Raw genomic sequence first — 23,999 nt, forward strand, 5'->3', positions numbered from 1 at the left:
GAAATTCAGGAAGAAGGAACAAGTCACCCCCCCCTGCCCCCCCCAAGGGGGGAAATTCAGGAAGAAGGAAGAAGAACCCCCCCCTGCCCCCCCCAAGGGGGGAAATTCAGGAAGAAGGAAGAAGGAAAAATATTCTGATACTCTTTAGTCCGCGCAGGCGGACTTTGTTTGTGTAGTAGCGATTTCAATCGCCGAATACTTGAATCGCCGAGTATTAACCAATGACTAAGATGCCAAACTTCACAAAATAGAGCAGAGTCCGATAGAGGTCTGCTAATTCTTGCTCGTTTTTAACATAGCGTGCGATCGCTTCTCCCACGCTGACAGTACCTTCTTGCTTAATTGTCTCCAAGATCTCCATCTGAATGCTAACAGAAATTCTCCGGTCTTGACCAAAACTGGTAAACCAAATTGTCTGTAACTGCCTCACAAGTTCCGGTGTGGCTATTTTACCCAGACTCAGCATCATCTCATTGCTTAAAGTTCGAGTCGAATAATGGCTTAACACCCGAAATGGATCGTCACCCAGGGGATAAGGTGGCATTCCTGGTTTTACAGGGGCAGATTCTGGTGCAAGAAGGCGAATTTCTGCCAATTCTCGCCACAACTGTTCGTAAGCGGCAATTACCACTTTCCAATCATAAACTTCCCTGGCTCTTTGTCGGGCATTTTCCCCCATCCGCTTTCTCAATTCGCTGTCTGCAATTAATTGGCACAAAGCGCGAGTGCAAGCATCGATGTCAACCGCTGTGGCTAGGGAAGTATGACCCATGTAAGTCGGCCAATTTAAACTATCATCTAGATAATTTATCGCTAAGTCTAAACAAGATTCCGGTGGCGGTATCAGTGTGGGAATTCTGAAACCATCTATTTCATGACGGACTGATTCTTTGTATCCGTTCCAATCGGAGACTATACAGGGCAATCCATTCGCCATCGCTTCAATGGGGGTCAGCCCAAAGGTTTCTTGAATGTTGTCGGAAAGCGAAATAAAAATATCGGCCGCTGACCAAATATTGACTCTAATTTCTGGCTTTCTTCCGTCTAAGAAAATAGTATTTACTGAGGGACAAAATACTTTGGCGCTGTTTTTAAAGTCGGGTTCTTCTCTCGGATCTTCGATCCAACCGGCTTGGATTAAGTGAATTTTAGTCTTGGTTTGTTGCGCTGCGCCTTCGAGGGCCATGTACATTGGTACCGGATGAGCTTTTGCGGAAAAGGTTAATCTCCCGACAAATAATACGACTATATCGTCGGCAGAAATTCCGAGTTCTTGCCGCTGTTGATGGCGACTATTGAGTGCGTCTACGCCTTGTGCAAAGACGCTGCAATCGACTCCTAGGGGAATAACTGGCAATTTGACCAAAATTTCGGGTTTACCGCCTGTACGCTGTGCTAGGTACTCGCCCCAGCTAGTCATTACTTGTTCGACGGTGTGTTTGACGGCGGCAGAGGTGCAGATGAGGGCGTCCCAAGGTTGTACTGGTGCTGTGACTAAATTTCCGATCGCATCCATGACATACTTAGTTGCGATCGTGTGGGTAACGCCGCAAACGCTGTAGGCCCGCTGATTGACAAATCGACGTCCCCAAACCATGTCTGAAAGGGCTGGATCGGGTCGGTAAATTGTACCAGGCGCAGATAGCAAATCGGGTCGCTCTTTCTGAATCCACCGGACTTTCCGAGGTTGGGACAGCCAGGGCTGAATGCGGGTACAAAACTCTTGAAATGTGGCTTCGCTGTCGGCGCAACAGTAGAGAGAGTCCGCAGTTCCGTGTTGGACTAAGCTTTTGAGAAATCCTTCTCCGGCGGAATGACGCCCTAAAAGCCTTTTGCCGCCTGTATCGTAGCCATCCTTGGTGTATAAAACTGCTGCTGTTATGTCCATTCTGGGATTTCTCGTCCTTGATGCAAGTTGTAGAGATATTCACTTCGGGAAAATTTTAATACCCCAAAAGCGATAAAAGCTTTACTCTCAAAGAGTTTGAGCTTTTGAGATTGGATGTGTAGAGTGGATGGGATGGATTCAATGGTCGATCGCCATCTATCCGAATATATCCGAGGAGAAGTAACAAAATCTGGTTTCAAACTAAAATATTACTGCAAAAAGATGATGACTCCGAGCGGATTTTGTGCTAATCTAGCGCGCAAGCCTGGGTACGATCGCCTTAACCATGGGCCATCGTACCTAGATCCGGAACCAAAAGGAGCCTGTGGTATAATGCTTTAGCTCTGCTAAATACCCGATTTCCAAGGCTACATCAAAGTAGTGGTCAGGCAAGCAAATTACCTCAATTCGATCGAGTATTTGTGTTTAAAAACCGAGAATTATGTACAACCCATCTCTGCGTCAAATACCCCGCCATCTTCCTGCTGATGTCATTCCATTAAAGCAGCAATCTTCTCTGTTAGATTGGCTGGAATCTACCAATCGCCTGTTAGCAAGGGATGTTCAAGAACCGGACTATCTACACGAAGAAGAAATCTCAGAATTGATGGCAGTTGACGACAACCCCTATGATGACTTAGACGACGAAGTTGATGACGATGTGGCTGCTGGCGATGACTAACGACTAATATACATCTCCTAAAAATAAAGTCAAGAACAAGCTGGAGGGCTGGTTCCACAATAATTACGGGAGAGGTCTAATAGGGACTAATAGGGTGCAGGACTTAGCTAGTAACAGGGAAGAAAAAAACTCATAACTTCCCGATAGTCAATGCCATACCCAAATTACCAAAATGTCAATTTTCTTGTTATCAAATGGTGTGTGGTGAGGAGTTTTATGGATAACTTTTTGGATGAGAAAGTTTCTTTGAGTATGGCTTTAAAACTTACAGGCAGGAATTTATTCCTGCTGCTGAGTTTGGGGCTCGGCATTGCATCTATCGGTTTAGATTTGGCCGCGGGTAGATTTTTAAATTCACCTACATCCCTATTTATGCCGCTAGTTGTTTGTGCTTTGTGCGCAGCGGGTTTGGGTTCTGTAGTTGTACCTTTACTTCAAAAACTCAAAGCCGGACAAATAATCCGCGAGGACGGCCCTCAAGCACACTTGAAAAAAGCAGGAACCCCCACCATGGGAGGCATATTTTTTGTGCCTGTAGGAGTCGCTGTAGCCTTACTTTGGTCTAGGTTTAACTCTGATGTGGTGGCAGTTTCGGCTCTAACTTTAGCTTACGGTTTTATCGGCTGGTTAGATGACTGGCAAATTCTGCGCCGCAAGTCGAATAAAGGTATTTCTCCTCGGATGAAGTTGGCTTTGCAAATAGGTTTTGCTGCTCTATTTTGTCTGTGGCTAATGTTTCATCAACCCACTATTTCTACAAATATTCCTTTGCCATTTGGGATAGTATTGCCCTTAGGTTTGCTGTTTTGGCCGCTGGCTGGTTTTGTGCTGGTTGCCGAAAGCAATGCTACTAATCTTACGGATGGCGTTGACGGATTGATGGGTGGTTTGGGGGCGATCGCACTTTTGGGATTAGGTGCATCTGTAGCCTCAACTTCACCCGAATTAATGATATTTTGTGTCTGTATGAGCGGCAGTTGTTTGGGTTTCTTGACTCACAACCGCAATCCAGCCCGCGTGTTTATGGGCGATACAGGTGCCTTGGCCTTGGGAGGTGCTTTGGCTGCGGTAGCTTTATTAACTAATAGCCTTTGGATATTATTAATCATCAGCATCATTTTCTTGGTAGAAACGCTGTCAGTCATAGCTCAAGTCAGTTATTACAAGGCTACCAAAGGGCCCGATGGCATTGGCAAGCGTCTCTTAAAAATGGCTCCTCTGCACCATCATTTAGAGTTGTCTGGCTGGTTAGAAACTCAGGTTGTAGGTATATTTTATTTGACTAACGCGCTCCTGGTGTTAATGATTGTTTTGTTGACTGGCAACAGTTGACTGTGGATTGGGTAAGGCATTGTGCAGGGGATGTAAGAGATATTGTCTAGTGTCAATAACAGGCAAGATGCCTGTTCCACAAGAATTCAAAGGTAGTTGTGGAACAGGCATCCCTTCGACCCTTCGACCCTTCGACCCTTCGACTACGCTCAGGGCGACGCTACGCTCAGGGCGACGCTACGCTCAGGACACCGCCTGCCTGTTCAAGACTCGCTTTTTGGGAGAGGTCTAATGGAACTTAATAACGCTTTTTAATTATTTGAACGAACCGCGAAGACGCGAAGAGCGCGAAGGAAGAGTTGTTTTGAATGATTAAAATGTTTTTACCGGAAGTTTCGGTGGTAGTGCCAATTTACAACGGTGAGGCGGATTTGCCGGAGTTAATTGAGTGTTTGCGATCGCAAACTTATCCACCAGACAAAGTAGAATATATATTAGTAGACAACAACAGTCGCGATCGCACTTCAGCAATCCTCGAAACAGCAGTCTCTAACCCCCCCTCAGTCCCCCCCTTGGTAAGGGGGGGAGGTAAGATAGGAGTTTCTAACCCCCCTTTACCAAGAGGGGGAGGGGATTTGGATAGAATAACTATTCGCCACCTCACTGAAAACCAGATTCAAAGTTCCTACGCCGCCCGCAACCAAGGAATTCACAACTCGAAAGGTGAAATCATTGCCTTTACTGATACAGACTGTCGCCCGGAATCTGAGTGGTTGGAAAATTTAGTTCAGCCTTTTGTGAATCCAGAAATAGCGCTTTCCGCCGGGGAAATACTCGCATTGCCCGGTAAAACTATTTTAGAACAACACGCCGATCGCCAAAATACTCTATCTCAAAAACATACACTCGCTCACCCTTTTTGTGCCTACGGCCAAACTGCCAATTTAGCTGTACGCAAGCTTGTTTTAGAAACAGTCGGTTTATTTCGCCCCTACCTTACGAGTGGTGGCGATGCGGATTTGTGCTGGCGGATTTTGCGGGAAACATCTTATAAGTTGGATTTTGTCGAAAGTGCCATTGTGCGACACCGACACCGCAGTACATTAAAACAGTTGCAAAGTCAATGGTATCGGTACGGTGAATCTAATAAATACTTGCACGAACTCCACGGTGTCGATTTGATGCGAGAATTGACAACACAGGAATATTTGTATCGGCTGGCGAGGTGGCTGTTGAAGGAATTGCCGGTTGCTGCGGTGAAGCGCGCGATCGGCTCTTCGGATCTGGTAGATTTGTTGAGTACGCCGATCGGTCTAGTGAATGTTAGGTCAAGGGCGATCGGACAGCTAAGAGCGAAACTTCCCGAATCCGCTTGGGAAATAGAGCCGTTTTAATATTTTAGAGCAATCAATCATGGATTCCATCGAAAGTGCTATCCGCTAATCACTGGACAAAAGTGGACAAGGTAGCCAGTCTAAGCCTTTAACTAGGCTACGTTAGCAGGGTCACGACACCTACGGGTGCTTTCGGGCCTGGAGCTACTGTCGCCGGAGATTAAACATCTTTATTTAGCTAAGGAAGTGTCTCCGGCACGACAAGCCTCGCTAACATTGACGAGGAAAACATAACCTGAGTAATCAGAGGACTTTTATGTCTAACTTTGTGTTCGTTCTAGATACCAACAAACAACCGCTTGATCCGATCGACCGTTCTCGCTTTGTATACAACCTTGTTTATCAATAAGTAAAAAAACTGATACATCGAGTCCGCTGGCCATCTGATATCAAATCCGTTGGTATCGTCCTGTATTCATCTCTCTCTTCTCCTCCTCTGTGCCCTCTGCGCTCTCTGCGGTTAAATCATTCCGATACAACCGTAAACGATATTATAAGTAGAGTTTATAGGTACAGATAAATATGGTGAATCAGAAATCTGAAAATTTAACGCAATACTTAATATAAAATTAATAAGTCTATTCTGAAGCGCCTAGTCTCAAGACAACCAGTAACTGGAAGACTGACGCAAAAAATGCCTCTACTTCTGAATTCTGGCTTTCCCATACTGTAGTCAGGGCGATCGGAATTATTCTCAGATTATTAAATTTTTGTAACCTTTACAGGTAATGCCAATGGCTCAAATCCTACTCCAGACCGTTTGGTTTATACCTTGCTATCCACTCATCGGCGGAGTTTTGTCGATGCTGTGGTTTCCGGCTGTCACCCGTCGCACGGGGCCAAGGCCATCCGGTTATCTTAATGCCATCTTCACATTCCTGGCTTTCGTACACGGCGTCATCGCCCTCACAGCTATCTGGAACCAGCCAGCACAACAGCAGTTCATACCCTGGCTGAATGTCGCAGGTTTAGACTTAACCATTCCCGTCGAAATCTCTAGTGTCACCGTCGGGGCGACAGTTTTGGTTACGGGACTGAACTTGCTGGCGCAGATTTATGCCTTTGGTTACATGGAAATGGACTGGGGCTGGGCTAGGTTCTTTTCCCTGATGGGGCTGTTTGAAGCGGGGATGTGTGGCTTAGTGCTCTGCAATTCCCTGTTTTTCAGTTACATGATTTTGGAAGTTCTCACTTTGGGCACCTACCTGCTAGTCGGGCTGTGGTTCAATCAGTCTTTGGTGGTTACAGGAGCTCGCGATGCTTTCTTAACCAAGCGGGTAGGAGATTTATTCCTGCTGATGGGAGTAGTCGCCATTCTACCTTTGGCTGGAACTTGGAATTTTGATGAGTTGGCCGTGTGGGCTCAAACAGCGAACCTCGACCCTACTGTCGCCACGCTGTTGGCCTTGGCTTTGATTGCCGGGCCCATGGGGAAATGCGCTCAGTTTCCCTTGCACCTGTGGCTGGATGAAGCGATGGAAGGGCCTCTGCCGGCCACGATTTTGCGGAACACTGTAGTTGTCGAAACCGGTGCTTGGATTTTGATTAAGTTGCAGCCGGTGATTGCTTTGTCATCGATTGGGGTGACAACAACTATTATTGTAGGTGCTGCGACGGCGGTTGGTGCTTCATTAATTGCGATCGCCCAAATCGACATCAAGCGCACGCTTTCCTATATAGTTAGCTCATACATGGGCTTAGTATTTATCGCCGTCGGCACGGGACAAGCCGAAACCGCCCTGACATTGATCTTTGCCTACAGCTTAGCCATGGGTTTGTTGGTAATGAGCATCGGTTCGGTAGTTTGGAACAGCATCACTCAGGATGTCCGTTCTCTCGGCGGTTTGTGGAGAAAACGTCCGATATCGGCGATATCGTTTATTGTCGGTAGCGCTGGATTGGTGGGACTTCCACCCTTCGGCTGTTTCTGGGCTTTAGAAGAATTCACATCAGGACTTTCGGAAACTCACCCTTTCTTGTTAGGAATAGTTTTGTTTGTCAACGGTGTCACTGCTTTTGGCTTAGTGCGCGTCTTCGGTTTAGTTTTTGGCGGCAAACCAAAGCAAATGACCGAACGTTCGCCGGAAGTTCACTGGCCTTTTATCTTGCCGATGATGATTTTAATGGGCTTGACTTTACACGTTCCGCATTTTTTGGCAGCGTGGCAATTATTGCCTGTGGCAAGTTTGAATTATACCGCAACTGGACTGGTAGTTTTGTCAAGTGCGATCGGCATCGGTACGGGAGCATTGGTTTACTTGAACGAAAAATGGGAAAAACCAGTGCGAATTGGTTCCGAAGCCCTACAAGACTTTTTTGCCTACGACTTTTACACTGCCAAACTTTACCGCGTCACCGTGATATTTGCAGTCGGTTTAGTGGCTCAAATTGTCTCTTGGGTCGATCGCAATATTGTTGACGGATTCGTGAACTTGATCGGTTTGACAACAGTTTTCGGAGGGCAAAGTCTCAAGTATAACGTCAACGGTCAAACTCAATTTTACGTCTTGACAATTCTCTTCGGAGTTGGACTTTTGGGACTAATTGTAAGCTGGCCTCTATTAGCTCGCTTATCGCTGATTGTGGGCGGGTAAAGAGACAATAAGATTTCGGATTGTAGGTGCCACTTTTAGTCTACAATCTTAAAATCACGAATTCTTGAACCAAGATTTCAAATATTTTCAAATACGGCAACATCCATGAATCTAAACGACAAAAAAGTCAATCTTTCCCGGCGCAATTCCCTCAAATTTGTCGCAGGTGCGATCGGCACAGGGATACTCGCAGCACGAGTAGGCGGTGATGTGGTTGCACCAGAACCAGCAATCGCTCAAAATGACTTGACTCCCGATGCAGCTTTGAAACAGTTAATGGACGGGAACAAGCGGTTTGTGGACAGAAAACGCCAAACTCCCAACCAAGACTTTGTTCGCCTCACCGAAGTTGCCAAATCTCAAAAACCCTTTGCGGCGATTCTCGGCTGTGCAGATTCCCGCTTTCCTCCTGAGATGATATTCGATCGGGGGTTCGGAGATTTATTTGTCTGTCGCGTAGCCGGAAATGTTGCTACCCCAGAAGAAATTGGCAGCCTGGAATATGGCACCCTGGTATTGGGAGCAAAAGTCCTGGTGGTAATCGGACATGAAAGGTGCGGTGCGGTAGACGCAACCATCAAAGGTGCTGAAGTTCCCGGTCAAATTGGCAGTTTGCTAGCAGCCATTAAGCCTGCTGTAGAAAGCTCAAAAGACAAAACCGGCGATCGGCTAGAAAATGCCTGCAAAGCCAATGTGGTGCTACAAGCTAACAAGTTAAAAGCATCTCCAGTCATCTCTAAGTTAATTGCTGAGAATAAACTGAAGATTGTTGGTGGCTACTACGATTTAGACACGGGTGCAGTCAATATTCTTGTTTAATCGTAATGCAATTTTGGATTGATAATTTGGGGAAAATCAACATAGACTTGTAGGGTGCGTCAGACGAAGCTATAGGACGATGATCGATGGTTTCGGATCTGACGCACCTTACTAAGGGTGACACCTGCGTCCAGGACTGTAACATCTCAACTCTCAAATTGTCAAACAAAAAGAACGAGAAAAATTGATTCTTTACTCTTCACTTTTCACACATTATGCTTAGTGCCTTGCTCTGGTTGCCCGCGTTGGGCGCTGCGGTAGTCGGGTTCCTACCCGGAAACATGAATGGGATGCGGCTGCGTTCAATAGCCTCTGCTTTTGCTGCTGCTGTTTTCCTGTTAAATATCTGGATGCTGACTCAATTCGATCCAGCCAATTCGGGACTGCAATTTCAAGAATATTTGCCTTGGATTCCGCAGTTAGGTTTGAGCTACAATTTAGGCATTGACGGATTGTCTTTGCCACTGCTGGTTTTAAGTGCATTACTAACGCTATTAGTCATTTATGGCACTGGCGAAGCGGTGGCTAGACCCCAACTTTACTACGCATTAATTCTGCTAATCAATGCTGGTATTGCTGGAGCTTTGATGTCTCAAAATTTGCTGCTGTTTGTACTGTTTTACGAAATAGAATTAATTCCGTTTTACCTGTTAATTGCAATTTGGGGCGGCAAGCAGCGAGAATATGCTGCGATGAAGTTTCTGATCTACACGGCTATTTCAGGACTTTTAGTTTTAGGAGGATTTTTAGGTGTTGCTTGGCTGAGTGGCTCTTTAAACTTCGATTACAGTGCGATTCATACTCAGGATTTATCCTTTAAAACACAATTGATCCTGTTAACAATTGTGCTACTTGGGTTGGCGATTAAAGTTCCCTTAGTACCCCTACATACTTGGCTACCGGATGCTTACGTCGAAGCTTCACCAGCAACTGCAATTCTGCTGGGTGGCATTTTGGCGAAGTTGGGAACTTACGGATTAATCCGGTTCGGTTTGCAGATGTTTCCCGAAACTTGGTCAATTATCGCTCCCGGTTTGGCGATTATTGGCACGGTAAGTGTGATGTACGGGGCTTTGAGCGCGATCGCCCAAAAAGACATCAAGCGCATGGTAGCCTATAGTTCGATCGGACATATGGGATACATCCTGGTAGCCTGTGCAGCGGGCACGAAACTCGCGTTAATCGGCGCTGTCGGGCAAATGGTAAGCCACGGCTTGATTTTAGCTTTGCTATTTTATTTAGTAGGCATCATCGAAACCAAAGTCGGCACGCGGGATTTGGACGTGCTCAACGGCTTGATGAATCCGATGCGGGGTTTACCGACGGCAAGTTCGCTGTTAGTTTTGGGTGGGATGGCAAGTGCCGGTATTCCTGGTTTGGTGGGTTTTATCGCCGAATTTTTAGTGTTTCAGGGCAGTTTTTCGAGCTTTCCAATTCCCACTTTAATCTGCATTTTAGCCTCTGGTTTAACAGCCGTTTACTTTGTAATTCTGCTCAACCGCACCTGTTTTGGCAAGTTGGATAACGCCACGGCTTACTATCCTCCTGTTACCTTTGGCGAAAATATGCCGGCACTGGTTTTGGCGGGCATCATTTTTGTGTTAGGAATTCAACCTGCGTGGCTGCTGAAGTGGAGCGAATCGACTACAAATGCGATCGTTGCTACTCTTCCGGCTGACAGAAATGCTCAAGTAGCTATTAGTTATTCCGTAGAAAAGTCGGCGATTGAAATCGCATCTACACAAACGAAGTCCGCCTCCGCGGACTAAGAAAAATCGGCGATTGAAATCGCGTCTACACAAACGAAGTCCGCCTCCGCGGACTAAGAAATTAACTGGTTCCCAGGCTCTGCCTGGGAACCGATATCCAGAGGCTCTGCCTCGCTTTTGAGTAGGAAAATTGGAGGCAGAGCCTCCGGTTCTGCGTTACCAGGCAGAGCCTGGGAACGAGTAGAAAGAGTTAAGAATTCACTCAAATTAAGGAAAAAACAATGGTACAAACTCCTAATAAACCGGCAACTAAACTACCTCCTTCCAAGCACGAATTTGCGGAGGTAATTCATCGGCTAGAAGCAGGCGGCGCGATGATTCCAGATACGCCGGAAAATCTGATGCAAATCATCGCTATTTGGAAAGCTTATGCAGTCCCGATGGACTTCTACTGGCGGGATTTGCTTTACATCGCTGAACGGGTATTTTTACACCCGCTTCCTTTCTTTAAATACTTCTTACCCCAAGAGTATTTAGACTTGCAAAATCACTATGCAGGTGACGGTGCAGATTTGCGAATATGGCGGGGGACTGGCAGCGTTCACCCTGAACTTTTGGAGTTCATGGAAAAGGGAGAAACTGGTAAACTACCACGGCTGTTTCACCATTTGTGGCACGATCGCATTAACATGGAATTTGCCGAAGAGTGCATGAGATCCATGCTGTGGCACCGGGGCTTGTACGTGCCGACGAATCAATTCGATCCTTATTTGGACAGTGACGAATATAAAGCTAATGCCGATCGCGCCATTAAAGCTTACTTCAAAAAAGACCCGTTCATGCTGGGACTTCATGCAGCATTTCCCGAAATGTTTTTAGAACAATGTCGCCAAATGTCTTATTACAGCAATCTCGGTTTATTCTGGGAAGTAATGGCACCAGTGTTTTTTGAAGTTTCGGATCTTTACGATGAAGGGAAAGTTAAGACAGTCCCCGATGCGATGAACTTCCTGGTAAATGGGATATTTGCGATCGCCGGAAGGCCCATTTACCACCACGTCCAAATCGACGGCGAAACCTACGAAATTATCCCCAAATCTAAGGGTTTCACATGGCTTTACGAAGCAGCATTACCTTACGTAGAAGCTGTATTTTACCGCACTTCGCCGTTCCGAGGTACAAAATCTTACAACGCCCAAGCTAAAGAAATTCCTGAAGATCAAAAAGACTTCCACTACGGAGTGTTGTATGCAGACAAATTCCCCGTAGGTACGGCAGGAATTCCACCGACATTGCTAGCCCAAGATATGTTGCATTTCTTGCCGCCTTACTTGCTGGATTTCTACAAAGGGCGCTGTCGTGGCGAAGATGATATCCTCAATCAAATTGGAGTAACATTTCAGCGATCGATGTACTGCGTAACTTCGGCGGTTATTCAAGCGCTGCGGACTGCGCTGTTATATCCTTTGGACGACCCAAATCCGAAGCATTTGAAGGCAAATCGAGCATTTTTCGAGTCACAGCTCGATCGCTTCTGCCGCCCAGAATACGGCATGAAATATGCAGCGAAATTGAATAGCATTCAGACTTCCGATTACAGGTAAAGACTGTTTAGCTGCGAGTCCACGAGTCCGCCAGGGGTTTAAACCCCTGGCTCAAAGCTCAAGTCGGTTTCAACCGACTGGGGAACATGAGAGCTTTTGAATTGGTTTCAAAAGTGGTATGATATTAAATCAGTTGGCATCAAAATTATTCATCTTTCACTCTTCTCTTCCTCTGCGCTCTCTGCGCTCTCTGTGGTAAAAAAAATCCAATCTAAAAAAGAATCATGAATAGCCAAGATGTAGCAAAATATATCGAAGCCACCGATGGGAGTTCCAAACCTTGGCTGTTAGTGCAACTCCGACTCAAAAAACTGCAAGAAAGGCGATCGGAAATTTCTGCCGAAGAATATGTTACAGAACTTACCGACATTCACAAAGATTTAATGAATCTGGGGGAATGGTGGCTCGGCATCGAGGATGAAGTATTTTAAAAGCCACAAACTATTTTGTATCAGCCATAATGGAAGTACAACCGAGAGACATTCAAAATTACCAAACAGCAGATGGAAAAATTCCTTTCTCAGAGTGGCGGGATGCGTTGCGAGATAGCAGAGCTAAAGCTAAAATACTGGAGGGATTATGAGAGTAGAGATGATGTCTAGAAGTATCAGCTATCAAGAAGAATTAATTGAATCTCTAAAAGCTCCTTTAGAGGCAGCTCCTTATATTGAGGCTTGCTTGGAGGAGGAGAATTCAGAGGTGCTAAAGCTGGCATTAAATGATGTTGTTGAGGCTCATCACAGGATGAATGAACTCTCAGAAGATGTTACAGCACTTTTGACCAAACTGGGCGAACTATTGTCGGAAAAAAAAGGATCGGAAATTTACTGTTTGAGTGCTTTACTGGATGCACTGGGTTTTCAACTGACTGTGACTGTTAAGCAGAGAAATTATTGAAAAGTTGAAGTTGCCACCCCCTATAAGTTAGCGCAGGCTGTTGATGTGTCGATCGCACAGAGGATTCTCCATTTTCTACCTTCATGTTCTCACTTAGCCATTAGTTTTAATTTTTCCTTTGCCCATTCTCGTAGTTGCACGTCGGGCCGATCGCCCTTTAAAATTTATCCATCAAATCTTTTTCTGCGGCATAAACATCTCGTAGCTGTTGTAGCCCCGCCCCAGAAATCGCCGATTTAACTTTGCCTACCAACAGTCCCCACTCCAGCAAGCTGTCAACAGAAACAGCCTCTTTGAACTTGTGCGTGTAGAATTTAGTCCAAAATAGCGGTGCTAGCTTGCTTTTCCAGCGTTTGTACCATCTGCCAAAATCTTGCAGTGCGGGTTCAATTACTTCCACAATCGGCGGAAAATCGGCGTAGCTGACAAATCGGCTGATGTGTTTACCGTGCACGTAAACCATGTAGCGACAGCATTCTATCCGGTAAATGTCGTCTACTGAGATATTGAACAGCAGTGCGACTGTTTCTTCTGTAACAAATCTCGCCAGCGGATGCAGGATGGGAGATTTGTGAATTATTTTGGATTCTGCGATCGCCGATGATTTTCTCGAAGTATCTGATATCATAGTAAGTGCCTATTCTGATTGTAGATAAATCTATTGATGGTAGGTCAGACAGCTAGTAACTGTCTATTGAAGTTTTGAAAACGATCGCCCTTTAGTTGTCTAGGCCGGAGGGCGATCGGCTTTTTCAGATAAAATTATTGTAAGGTGTTATAACACCCATTGTCAAGCATGGGTTTAGTTAGAATTAAAGTCAGAGAACTAGCCGCCGAGAAAGGCTGGACATTCAAGGAAGTTTCAGAACGTTCTGGGGTTGTCTACAACACTGTCAAGCATTATGCTCGTTGTCCTGGGCTGACAACCGTTGACTTTACCTTACTGCTGAAATTAGCTCGAACTTTTGATGTGATGATTGAGGATTTGGTTGAGGTTTTGGAAGAATAGCCGATCGCCCTTAGTTGTCAAGACGTGAGGCGATCGCTTTTTCAGATACAATTATTTTAAAACGCAACTGCATTATTTGTCAAGCATGGGTTTAGTCAGAGTTAAAGTGCGAGAGCTAGCGGCTGAGAGGGGCTGGACATTTAAGGAGGTGGCTGAGCGATCGGGCGTGATCTACAGCACCATAACCAGCTATGCTCGTCGTTCCGAAATTTCAATGGTTGACTTTACGGCCCTGTATAAGTTAGCGCGGGCGTTTGATGTGATGATTGAGGACTTGGTGGAGATTATTGAGGAATAGATTGATCGACCTTAAGTTGTCTAGACGGGGGGCGATCGCTTTTTTGTATTTGTTACACTATAGCATGATTAACTGGGACTTGTCAAACATTATCGTACTTAATTTGACCGAGGATGCTAATATCAAGGAAAGTTATTCATAGTTGATTATTCTTCGTGGCAAAAACTAATACTGCGATCGCGGTCAGTTCCGTGATTAAGGAAGTCATTCAAAAACAAGCCCAAGCGACCAGACTCACCCAGAAGGAAGTCGTGTATTTGGGAATGCTGGCAATTGATGCACTCGATAAGGAAAGTCGCCAAGAGTTGGCTGATAAGGTGCACCAAATGCAGGTAAATGGCGAGATTTGAGGGGTTGAGGGCGATCGCCCTTTCCACATTTCCACTATAAACCATTTGCTTCGTCTTGTCAAGACGCGTTTAAGCATTTTGCATCGCAGCTAAAACCTTAGCTTAAAGGTGCTAAGATTTAGTCAAAGTTGTTAATCTCCCGTTATTTTTGTGACTAGAGCCAGTACCGCCATTGGGGTTAGCCCAATTATCAAGGATATAGTGCAGAAAAAGGCGCTAGCAACCAGACTAACGCTGAAGGAAATCATTTATGTCGGGATGCTGGCGATCGACGAGTTGGACGAAAAGCGCCTGCAAGAATTAGCCGACAAGGTGCATCAGATGCAGGTGAATGGGGAGATTTGAGGGGATAAGGACGATCGGGCTTTTGGTGAAGTGAAAAGGGCGATCGGCTTTTCGTTAGATATATCCTGTGGAACTCGTCTACTGAGCCAAATTATGATTTTTCTACCAATAAATTGGTGTGTTCTTATCTTGAGCAGGAGCGTTCTCCCATCTAGTATTTGTACCCGTTCCGGTGCTCTTAGCCCCACACAGTTTGGTCAAATCAACGATCATGCTATCCGAGCGCTGATAAAAACACAACGGTCGATCGTTAGATTGAGCATTGGGTGGAGCAAAAGTAGCAGGCATGGAAAAGCGATCGGAAGACTGCCTCGGCATTGGGGATACTGGAACTTTCATCTCGGTGGTTTGCTCTGAGGGTTTTGCATGGATTGCGTCCGCCTTTACCATTCCTGACAGCAGCAGAAATGCCACCGAGAGGAGCAGGAGATGGGAGTGTTTCATATTACTACTACTTTTCGACAATCTTGCTTCTCAGACTATTAACAAATGCCAGGACTTCGATTTTCTCTGATTGATTGACCCTATTTTTATCGAGAGCTTGGGATACACCATTAGCAAAAGCATTAAATTCACTGTTCGTCAGACCTCCACCCATTCCACTATGGGAAAGCTTCATAGTCCGCCCTGTATAAACACAAGGCCCCCCTGCCGCTTGGCAAAATTGATCCACTAACAACTGACGCAGCCTCTGTTTTGAGTTTGTGCTCAAGCCAATAAAGTATTTACCAATTAGTGGGTCATTAAATATGAAATTCGCTGCATCATCAATGACGGTGGCGATCGCGTTGTAGCCACCTAGTCTAGTGTAGAGAGAATTTCCTGTGGGAACTTGTGCAATCAGGTCTGTAGTTACTTCTCCTGCTAATACTTCTGCTGGCATCACTGGTGTAGAACGAGCGAAACTAGGGCTTAATCTGAAAGTAGTCACAACTATGACTGTGATACAAACTAATGTCAACAACATCCCCAAAGATTTACTTAATTTCATTGCAAAATCTCCAAGTGTAGTGGTAAATTGAATCGTCAGCACTAGGCTATTTACGGATACATCACTAGCAGTCTAAAGGCTGCGACTGCGTTTCATACCCTGCGGGAAAGACCGGGGTTTGCGCGTGAGGGTTTATAGGGTTAAGAAGCCGGAAGCCTTGTCTCAAGTCAAACTAAACTTCGTGTCTCGCTCGGTGCGATGGTGTAGAGCGATCGCTCGCCACATTAACTAACAGTTTTACCATAAAATCAACTTACGGCATATCTCTTAATATTTCTTAAATAAGTCAGCATTTGCTGATTGATTGACTTTACATTGTACCGCGGCACTATCATTTTTCCCTAGGGTGTAAATTACCGCAAACAGATTTGACATAATGGTTTTCAGGAAAGAGCGATCGCACTTTTATTCGTGCTTGACAGACTCAGCCAACCGCTTCGCATTCTCCCGTCGATGAACATTAATCGGACTGTTGCGAATATCAGCTTCTACGATCGCAATTAGTTCATCTAAACTGAGAGTCAGAGCGTCAAGCCGTAGACAGACACCTCGCAGATTTCTCACAGTCTTTTCGATTATTTCTGGTTCAGGGAGTTTCGGTTTTTCACTCATGGCAGGTTAAAGTCTCTTTTGGCTTCCCGGATAGTGGCCTCGACGGCATAGCAGAAGAAAACTATCTAAAAATTTGCCATATCTGCTGTGTTGACAACCAAATTACAGCGATCGCCCCCAAGTATAATGTCACAATATCAAAACCTAAAAGGACTTCCAATTCCTTCAAAGTAGCTGCTCGATATATCAAGCTACAACTTGATATAATCGCTGTTGTAGCCAAAGCTAAATTCATAAAGTCTGCCAACTTGAAAACAATAGGTCTACGCCGAACATATAACGAACTCATACCTAAAACTATGGTCACAAATGTTAAACAAGCCCAGCTAGAGACTAAAATTTGGTTCTGACTCATTTAACATCCCTACTATCTTCTGTCCGATCGGACGGTCGAGAATTTCTCCCGTACCATAATCCTAGGGCAGCACCAGCTACAGCACCGGGTACAGCACCAGGTATTCCAACCACCATATTTCCGATTAAAGCACCGCCTGATGCCCCAACAATCATCTGATTTCCAATGGTCTGAATAAGTTTTTGTCTGTTCTCCGTTTTATCATCTGAAATAGTCCCTAATTCTTGACAAATCGCTTTCATTTCTGCTGCAAATTCTGCATCTTCATACATTGCCACTTGTAAATATACAGCAACTTGCTCCAAATCAGACTTTGAACCATGTTCAGCAGCAAATATAGCACTTCCTGCTTTTTGGTTTTCTTTTAACCGATCGGTAATCCTTTGACGCAACCGACTTATCGTAAGGTTTTGGCTTTCGGTGAGTTCACCTACAGCAATTTCAGCAGCAGATGGGAAAGCCCATAAGACGAGGTTAATAGCGATTAAACTCAATGATTCCATAGAGCATTTAAAAATGTTAAGGCGATTCTGTCTACTCTTATTGTACAAAATTCCATAAAAAAATTAAAAAATCCCCCGCCAGAAGGCAGGGGATTTCATTTAATTACCTAGAAACCAGAGTTCAGAGTTACCCGAATTTCCCGGCCGTCGAGGCAATTACAAAGGCCGCGTAAGTGAAGACATTACCCACCGTAAAGTGAACTAAGCCAACCAAACGACCTTGGACGATAGAAAGAGCAACTGGCTTGTCCTTCCAGCGAACCAAGTTCGCCAAAGGAGTGCGCTCGTGAGCCCAAACCAAAGTCTCGATCAACTCTTGCCAGTAACCTCTCCAAGAGATCAGGAACATGAAACCAGTTGCCCAAACCAGGTGTCCGAATAAGAATATCCAGGCCCAGATAGACAAGTTGTTCGTACCATACGGGTTGTAACCGTTGATCAACTGAGAAGAATACAGCCAGAGGTAATCGCGGAACCAGCCCATCAGGTAGGTAGAAGACTCATTGAACTGAGCCACGTTACCTTGCCAGATGCCTAGGTGCTTCCAGTGCCAGTAGAACGTTACCCAAGCTAGGGTGTTCAACATCCAGAAGACAGACAGGTACATCGCGTCCCAAGCAGAGACGTCGCAAGTACCGCCACGGCCGGGACCGTCGCAAGGGAAAGCATAACCGAAGTCTTTTTTGTCCGGCATCAGCTTAGAACCGCGTGCATCCAGAGCGCCCTTGACCAAGATCAAGGTGGTGGTGTGCAAGCCGAGGGCGATCGCATGGTGAACCAAGAAATCGCCAGGTCCGATCGCCAAGAACAGAGAATTTGTACTGCTGTTGATTCCTTCCAACCAGCCTGGGAGCCATACGTTGCCGTAGTTTGGCCAAGCGGTAGCAGCAATGCTATCAGGGTTGGAAAGAAACACGTCCATGCCGTACAGAGCCTTCCCGTGAGCAGCTTGGATGAACTGTGCGAACACTGGTTCAATCAAGATTTGCTTTTCAGGAGTTCCGAAAGCGACTACAACGTCGTTGTGAACGTACAAGCCGAGAGTGTGGAAGCCCAAGAACAGCGATACCCAGCTCAGGTGAGAGATAATCGCTTCTTTGTGCTGCAACACGCGATCGAGCACGTTACCTTTGTTAGCTTCAGGATCGTAGTCCCGCACCAAGAAGATAGCTCCGTGGGCGAAAGCGCCGACCATGATGAAACCAGCAATGTATTGGTGGTGCGTATACAACGCAGCCATTGTCGTGTGATCCTGCGCTATGAAAGCATAGGGAGGCATCGCGTACATATGCTGCGCTACCAGAGAGGTAATCACGCCCAAAGCAGCGAGGTGAATTCCTAACTGGAAGTGCAGGGAGTTGTTGTAGGTTTCGTAGAGACCTTGGTGAGGCAGGTTGAACTGACCTTCACTCTTGCCGCCTACCAAACCTGCTTTAGAATCCAACATTTCTTTGATGTTGTGACCGATACCGAAGTTAGTCCGGTACATATGACCGGCAACGATAAACAGCACAGCGATCGCCAAATGGTGATGAGCAATGTCCGTCAACCACAGAGACTCTGTTTGAGGGTGGAAGCCGCCCAAGAAAGTCAGAATCGCAGTTCCTGCGCCTTCGGAAGTACCGAATACGTGGCTTGCTGCATCTGGGTTCTCGGCGTATACGCCCCAATTACCAGTGAAGAAAGGAGCCAAACCAGCCGGGTGAGGAGGGGTAGACAAGAAGTTTTCCCAACCTACGTGCTGTCCGCGAGATTCGGGGATAGCAACGTGAACCATGTGACCAGTCCAAGCCAAAGAGCTGACACCGAACAAACCAGCCAAGTGGTGGTTGAGGCGAGATTCAGCATTCTTAAACCAAGACAAGCTGGGGCGGTACTTAGGCTGGAGGTGTAACCAACCAGCGAACAGGAAGACAGAAGCCAGAAATAGCAAGAAGATAGCTCCTTGATACAAGTCAGCATTCGTCCGAATTCCTTGAGTAAACCACCAATGGTAAACACCAGAGTAGGAGATGTCCACCGGATTGGAAGCGCCAGCTTGAGTGAAAGCCTCAACTGCTGGAGCGCCGAATTGCGGGTCCCAAATCGCGTGAGCGATCGGGCGGACGTTTAGAGGGTCTTTAATCCACTGTTCAAAGTTACCTTGCCATGCTACATGGAAGAGGCTGCCGGAAGTCCACAAGAAAATGATTGCTAGGTGGCCGAAGTGAGAAGCAAAAATCTTTTGGTAAAGATTTTCTTCGGTCATGCCATCGTGGCTTTCAAAGTCGTGTGCTGTGGCAATCCCGTACCAGATCCGCCGTGTAGTCGGGTCTTGGGCAAGGTCTTGGCTAAATTTTGGAAATTTGGTTGCCATAAGCCTTGATAAATCCTGAATCCTGAACGTTGAAGGGGTTCGGTTCGGAGGTTTGGGTTCCGGGTTTGAGAGCGATCCCAAATCCAGAATCCAAAACCTGGAGGTAGTTTAACCTACCGAGATGATTCGCGCTAAGAAGAATGCCCACGTTGTGACAATTCCTCCTAGGAGGTAGTGAGCTACACCCACAGCCCGACCCTGAGTAATGCTCAGAGCGCGAGGTTGAATCGAAGGAGCTACCTTGAGTTTATTATGAGCCCAAACAATGGACTCAATCAATTCTTGCCAGTAACCACGACCGCTGAACAGGAACATCAAGCTGAAGGCGAAGACAAAGTGTCCAGCTAGGAACATCAGACCGTAGGCCGACAGTGCCGAACCGTAGGACTGAATCACCTGAGAAGCTTGGGCCCACAGGAAGTCACGCAACCAACCATTGATAGTGATCGCACTTTGTGCGAAATTACCACCGGTGATGTGAGAAATTGTGCCATCTGAATCGACGGTTCCCCACACGTCCGACTGCATTTTCCAGCTAAAGTGGAAAATCACAATCGAGATGCAGTTATACATCCAGAACAAGCCTAAGAAGACGTGATCCCAACCTGAAACTTGGCAGGTGCCGCCACGGCCGGGGCCGTCGCAAGGGAACCGGAAGCCCAAGTTGCCTTTGTCAGGCACCAAGCGAGAACTGCGTGCGAACAACACGCCCTTCAAAAGAATCAAAACTGTAACGTGAATTGTGAAAGCGTGGATGTGGTGGATCATGAAATCCGCCGTACCCAACTCGATCGGCATCATCGCTACTTTGCCGCCTACTGCTACAGCACCGCCGCCAAAAGCGTGACTGACGATTTCCATAGCATTAGGAGCTGTGTTACCCGGAGCCGCAGCGTGAATATTTTGTATCCACTGGGCAAATACTGGGCGCAATTGAATCCCCGTATCCGAGAACAAATCTTGAGGACGACCGAAAGCGCGCATCGTGTCGTTGTGAACGTATAAACCAAAGCTGTGGAAGCCTAAGAATATACAAACCCAGTTCAAGTGAGAGATAATTGCATCTCTGTGGCGGAGTACCCGATCGAGCAAGTTATTGACGTGCTGCGCCGGATCGTAATCCCTAACCATGAAGATTGCTGCGTGAGCCGCTGCTCCCACAATCAGGAATCCGCCAATCCACATGTGGTGGGTGAACAGGGATAGCTGAGTCGGGTAGTCGGTCGCGATGTACGGATACGGAGGCATCGCGTACATATGTTGAGCCACGATGATGCTGATAGAGCCCATCAAAGCCAAGTTCAACGACAGTTGGGCGTGCCAAGACTGTGTGAAGATTTCGTACATCCCTTTGTGGCCTTCGCCAGTGAAGGGACCTTTGTGAGCTTCCAAAACTTCTTTAAAGCTGTGGCCGATGCCCCAGTTAGTGCGGTACATATGACCGGCGACGATGAACAGCACTGCCAACGCTAAGTGATGGTGCGCTGTATCGCTCAGCCACAAACCGCCTGTGGTGGGATTCAGACCGCCTTTAAAGGTCAGGAAGTCAGTGTATGCGCCCCAGTTGAGGGTGAAGAAGGGCGTTAAACCTTGAGCGAAGCTGGGGTAGATGTCAGCCATCAAGCCAGCGTTGAAAAGCCACTCGTGTGGCAGCGGGATATCGGCAACTGTTTTAATCAGTTTGCCACCTACTGTCAACGGTGAGCCTGCATCGATCGCGTCCATGCAAGCATTTATCGGCAGAGCAACGTGAATTTGTTGTCCTGCGAAGCCCAAGCAGCCGCAGCCTAGCAAACCTGCCAAGTGGTGGTTCATCATCGATTCCACGTTCTGGAACCATTCCAGTTTCGGAGCGCGGACGTGATAGTGGAACCAACCGGCAAACAGCATCAAAGCTGCCATTACCAATGCGCCGATCGCAGTGCAATATAGCTGGTATGAGTTAGTGATGCCGTTGGCGCGCCACAGTTGGAACAGACCCGAAGTGATCTGAATCCCGTGGAAACCGCCACCTACATCTGCATTTAAAATTTCTTGACCAAAAATAGGCCAGACTACTTGAGCACTAGGTTTGATACCTGTGGGGTCTGTTAGCCAAGCTTCGTAGTTGGAAAATTTAGCGCCGTGGAAATATGCGCCGCTTAACCAAACGAAAATTACTGCCAAATGGCCGAAGTGAGCGCTAAAGATTTTGCGCGAAACGTCTTCTAAATCACTGGTATGACTGTCGAAGTCGTGAGCGTTAGCGTGGAGGTTCCAAATCCAAGTGGTTGTTTTTGGTCCCTTAGCTAGAGTGCGATCGAAATGTCCCGGTTTAGACCACTTCTCGAAGGAAGTTGGAACGGGATCTTTATCGACTACTACTCTAACTTTTACCTCTCGCTCTGGAGGACTAATGGTCATGAAGACTCTCCTCTCGATAAGACAAGGAACGAGAACTGATATTGTTTTTGACACTCACCGGACTTGTGGTACGGGGATTCTCGGTTCACCGATACAGCTTGCATTTAACTCTTTGCAGAATCAGACACACTTGCTGTATCTCCCCAAGCGTTGCGCTTCTAGACAGAAGCCAGTTTCCCAGTGTCGCTGGGTACTGTTAACTACTTTCGCTATTTGATGAGCCGAATCGCAGCCTTTATTTTGTGCTGCTCCTCTTGCTCATCTTGCGGCGGTTTTATGAATTATAAGCTTGTCAGAGAAGTATTAATCGCTTGTTAACAATACTTAAAAAAGTCGCATTTTCTGATGTAATAATCAATTGAATCTCCACAGTACATCACAAAAGTCAAGGGGTGTTGGCATTAAATTTACAAAACTCAAAGATAACGGTATGGAAGAATTTCGATCTATATAGACTTGTTTTGCAAAAAGCCGCCGGAGTTATTAGCTGGATTCGCAATCGGCACCAACTATCGGATTAGTCCTGGACAACCACCTCACTTGAGCCAGGAGTCCCTCCCAAATTGTCGATCGCCAAAATCCCAATTACTCAACTCAGTTTTGGGCTATAGTTCCCTATGAGAAGGCTTCTAGGAGTATGGTTGCGTGATGGGAATCAATTGGCTGAGGAAGACTGCGGGCAGGCTGCTGGTATTGCTCGCAGCAGCAGTATTAATTTTAGGTATCACAAGTTGCGGCAACAATCATCCCGACTTGCCAACATCCAGCAACAAGAGCAATTCCGTCCCCACCCCGGTCACAAAAATCTCAGAGGTTTCCCCCCCGGTAGGCATTCAAAAACTGCGTCAGGCGTTAGAAAGCTACCAACCTCAAGTTAGTATTTTGAATCCCAAGCCAGACCAAGTGCTTGAGGACACCTATATATCTGTACGACTCCAAGTCAAAGACTTGCCGATTTTCAAAGATGCGAACCTAGGCTTGGGTCCCCATCTTCAGGTGTTGTTAGACAATCAACCCTATCAGGCAGTTTATGACACAAACCAGCCTTTAGAGTTGTCTGACTTAGAACCCGGAACCCACACCCTGCGAGTTTTTGCATCTCGCCCTTGGGAAGAAAGCTTTAAAAACGAGGGTGCTTACGCCCAAACAACCTTTCACGTTTTCACCAAAACTGAGGATAATAATCCCGATCGCAATTTACCCCAGCTCACCTACAACCAGCCCCAAGACACCTACGGGGCTGAACCCATCATGCTGGACTTTTACTTGACAAATGCTCCCCTGCATCTGATCGCTCAAGAAAACTCCCAAGACGAAATACTCGATTGGAAAATTCGAGCCACAGTCAACGGAGAAAGCTTTACGATCGACCAATGGCAACCTATATATCTGAAAGGATTCAAACCAGGGAAAAACTGGGTACAGCTAGAATTTATCGACGAACTGGGAAATTCCGTCAAAAACGCCTTTAATAATACAGTCAGACTGATAAATTACCAACCCCAAGGACAAGATACCCTTTCTAAATTAGTGCGCGGTGAGCTAACAGCAGCATCTGGCGGTATAGTCGATCGCACCTACAAACCCGAAACACCAAACCCCGAACCCAAACCCACACCAGCACTAGAAACACCAAATGTCAAACCATCTCCTGCGGTGGTTCCAGAAACTCCAGTTGCTAAACCCAGTCAAGAACCAAAACAGGCTCCTGAAGTCGCACCCATTCCTGTCACAGAACCCAAACCAACAGCAACACCAGAAATAGACACACCCAAAATAGTTGAGCAAACTCCTGTCACAGAACCCAAACCAACAGCAACACCAGAAATAGACACACCCAAAATAGTTGAGCAAACTCCTGTCACAGAACCCAAACCAACAGCAACACCAGAAATAGACACACCCAAAATAGCTGAGC

General features: G+C 46.4%; 23 protein-coding genes. 14 read left to right on the top strand and 9 right to left on the bottom strand.

The annotated features are described in order from the left end of the window. Positions 1–214 precede the first annotated feature (214 nt). Positions 215–1,888, bottom strand: coding sequence for a glycosyltransferase family 4 protein (locus tag ACBR23_RS25195; protein WP_371114361.1), 1,674 nt, complete (start codon positions 1,886–1,888; stop codon positions 215–217). A gap of 442 nt (positions 1,889–2,330) precedes the next feature. Between ACBR23_RS25195 and ACBR23_RS25200 the strand changes: the two genes are divergently transcribed. The 9 genes from ACBR23_RS25200 (at position 2,331) to ACBR23_RS25240 (ending at position 12,859) form a co-directional block, all read left to right on the top strand. Then, complete coding sequence (locus ACBR23_RS25200) at positions 2,331–2,570, top strand: DUF3134 domain-containing protein (protein ID WP_340522256.1); 240 nt, start codon at positions 2,331–2,333, stop codon at positions 2,568–2,570. A gap of 216 nt (positions 2,571–2,786) precedes the next feature. Further along, positions 2,787–3,902 carry a phospho-N-acetylmuramoyl-pentapeptide-transferase gene (gene mraY, locus ACBR23_RS25205; protein WP_341736511.1) on the top strand — a complete coding sequence of 372 codons (1,116 nt, stop codon included), beginning with the start codon at positions 2,787–2,789 and terminating at the stop codon, positions 3,900–3,902. Positions 3,903–4,210: 308 nt separating this feature from the next. Beyond that, positions 4,211–5,236, top strand: coding sequence for a glycosyltransferase (locus ACBR23_RS25210; RefSeq protein ID WP_341736510.1), 1,026 nt, complete (start codon positions 4,211–4,213; stop codon positions 5,234–5,236). A gap of 734 nt (positions 5,237–5,970) precedes the next feature. Beyond that, positions 5,971–7,830 (top strand): NAD(P)H-quinone oxidoreductase subunit F, encoded by a 1,860-nt coding sequence (locus tag ACBR23_RS25215; RefSeq protein ID WP_371119104.1) that lies wholly within the window; start codon positions 5,971–5,973, stop codon positions 7,828–7,830. A gap of 105 nt (positions 7,831–7,935) precedes the next feature. Continuing rightward, positions 7,936–8,649 carry a carbonic anhydrase gene (locus tag ACBR23_RS25220; protein ID WP_371114364.1) on the top strand — a complete coding sequence of 238 codons (714 nt, stop codon included), beginning with the start codon at positions 7,936–7,938 and terminating at the stop codon, positions 8,647–8,649. Between the two features lie 215 nt (positions 8,650–8,864). Then, positions 8,865–10,418, top strand: a complete 1,554-nt coding sequence (locus tag ACBR23_RS25225) for an NADH-quinone oxidoreductase subunit M (protein ID WP_371119105.1) — start codon at positions 8,865–8,867, stop codon at positions 10,416–10,418. A gap of 221 nt (positions 10,419–10,639) precedes the next feature. Then, positions 10,640–11,962, top strand: coding sequence for a CO2 hydration protein (locus tag ACBR23_RS25230; RefSeq protein ID WP_371114366.1), 1,323 nt, complete (start codon positions 10,640–10,642; stop codon positions 11,960–11,962). A 224-nt stretch (positions 11,963–12,186) separates the two neighbouring features. After that, on the top strand, positions 12,187–12,393 hold the full coding sequence (locus ACBR23_RS25235; protein ID WP_341736504.1) for a hypothetical protein: 207 nt from the start codon (positions 12,187–12,189) through the stop codon (positions 12,391–12,393). A gap of 160 nt (positions 12,394–12,553) precedes the next feature. Further along, positions 12,554–12,859 carry a transcriptional regulator gene (locus ACBR23_RS25240; protein WP_341736503.1) on the top strand — a complete coding sequence of 102 codons (306 nt, stop codon included), beginning with the start codon at positions 12,554–12,556 and terminating at the stop codon, positions 12,857–12,859. 157 nt (positions 12,860–13,016) lie between these two features. On the opposite strand, the gene ACBR23_RS25245 is transcribed toward ACBR23_RS25240, so the two are convergent. Then, positions 13,017–13,487, bottom strand: a complete 471-nt coding sequence (locus ACBR23_RS25245) for a hypothetical protein (RefSeq protein ID WP_341736502.1) — start codon at positions 13,485–13,487, stop codon at positions 13,017–13,019. Positions 13,488–13,655: 168 nt separating this feature from the next. On the opposite strand from ACBR23_RS25245, the gene ACBR23_RS25250 reads away from it, so the two are divergent. From ACBR23_RS25250 to ACBR23_RS25265, 4 genes are all read left to right on the top strand, one after another. Beyond that, a complete protein-coding gene (locus ACBR23_RS25250) occupies positions 13,656–13,868 on the top strand; it encodes a helix-turn-helix domain-containing protein (protein WP_006631306.1) in 213 nt (70 codons plus the stop codon). A gap of 85 nt (positions 13,869–13,953) precedes the next feature. After that, positions 13,954–14,166, top strand: coding sequence for a helix-turn-helix transcriptional regulator (locus ACBR23_RS25255; RefSeq protein ID WP_006631308.1), 213 nt, complete (start codon positions 13,954–13,956; stop codon positions 14,164–14,166). Positions 14,167–14,321: 155 nt separating this feature from the next. Continuing rightward, positions 14,322–14,516: a hypothetical protein gene (locus tag ACBR23_RS25260; RefSeq protein WP_236506337.1), complete on the top strand. Its 195-nt coding sequence runs from the start codon at positions 14,322–14,324 to the stop codon at positions 14,514–14,516. Between the two features lie 150 nt (positions 14,517–14,666). Then, complete coding sequence (locus ACBR23_RS25265; RefSeq protein WP_293190080.1) at positions 14,667–14,861, top strand: hypothetical protein; 195 nt, start codon at positions 14,667–14,669, stop codon at positions 14,859–14,861. Between the two features lie 102 nt (positions 14,862–14,963). On the opposite strand, the gene ACBR23_RS25270 is transcribed toward ACBR23_RS25265, so the two are convergent. The 7 genes from ACBR23_RS25270 to psaA all read right to left on the bottom strand — a co-directional run bounded on the left by ACBR23_RS25270 (position 14,964) and on the right by psaA (position 22,081). Next, positions 14,964–15,305 carry a hypothetical protein gene (locus tag ACBR23_RS25270; RefSeq protein ID WP_371119106.1) on the bottom strand — a complete coding sequence of 114 codons (342 nt, stop codon included), beginning with the start codon at positions 15,303–15,305 and terminating at the stop codon, positions 14,964–14,966. A gap of 7 nt (positions 15,306–15,312) precedes the next feature. Beyond that, the gene (locus ACBR23_RS25275) at positions 15,313–15,852 is read right to left on the bottom strand and encodes a group 1 truncated hemoglobin (RefSeq protein WP_371114369.1); all 540 of its coding nucleotides are present in this window, start codon (positions 15,850–15,852) and stop codon (positions 15,313–15,315) included. A gap of 405 nt (positions 15,853–16,257) precedes the next feature. Continuing rightward, positions 16,258–16,464: a hypothetical protein gene (locus ACBR23_RS25280; protein WP_371114370.1), complete on the bottom strand. Its 207-nt coding sequence runs from the start codon at positions 16,462–16,464 to the stop codon at positions 16,258–16,260. A gap of 61 nt (positions 16,465–16,525) precedes the next feature. Further along, positions 16,526–16,819 carry a hypothetical protein gene (locus ACBR23_RS25285; RefSeq protein ID WP_371114371.1) on the bottom strand — a complete coding sequence of 98 codons (294 nt, stop codon included), beginning with the start codon at positions 16,817–16,819 and terminating at the stop codon, positions 16,526–16,528. Beyond that, positions 16,816–17,322, bottom strand: coding sequence for a DUF6861 domain-containing protein (locus ACBR23_RS25290; protein WP_371114372.1), 507 nt, complete (start codon positions 17,320–17,322; stop codon positions 16,816–16,818). Before ACBR23_RS25290 ends, ACBR23_RS25285 begins: the two co-directional genes overlap by 4 nt. Positions 17,323–17,449: 127 nt before the next feature. After that, entirely contained in the window at positions 17,450–19,678 is a 2,229-nt protein-coding gene (gene psaB / locus ACBR23_RS25295) for a photosystem I core protein PsaB (RefSeq protein WP_341736499.1), read from the bottom strand. A gap of 108 nt (positions 19,679–19,786) precedes the next feature. Then, positions 19,787–22,081, bottom strand: coding sequence for a photosystem I core protein PsaA (gene psaA, locus ACBR23_RS25300; RefSeq protein WP_371119107.1), 2,295 nt, complete (start codon positions 22,079–22,081; stop codon positions 19,787–19,789). A 648-nt stretch (positions 22,082–22,729) separates the two neighbouring features. On the opposite strand from psaA, the gene ACBR23_RS25305 reads away from it, so the two are divergent. Continuing rightward, positions 22,730–23,999, top strand: a 1,270-nt coding sequence (locus ACBR23_RS25305) for a hypothetical protein (RefSeq protein ID WP_371125703.1), incomplete at its 3' end; no start/stop codon positions are given.

The organism is Microcoleus sp., assembly GCF_041354475.1.
In the GTDB taxonomy this organism is placed as follows: domain Bacteria; phylum Cyanobacteriota; class Cyanobacteriia; order Cyanobacteriales; family Microcoleaceae; genus Microcoleus.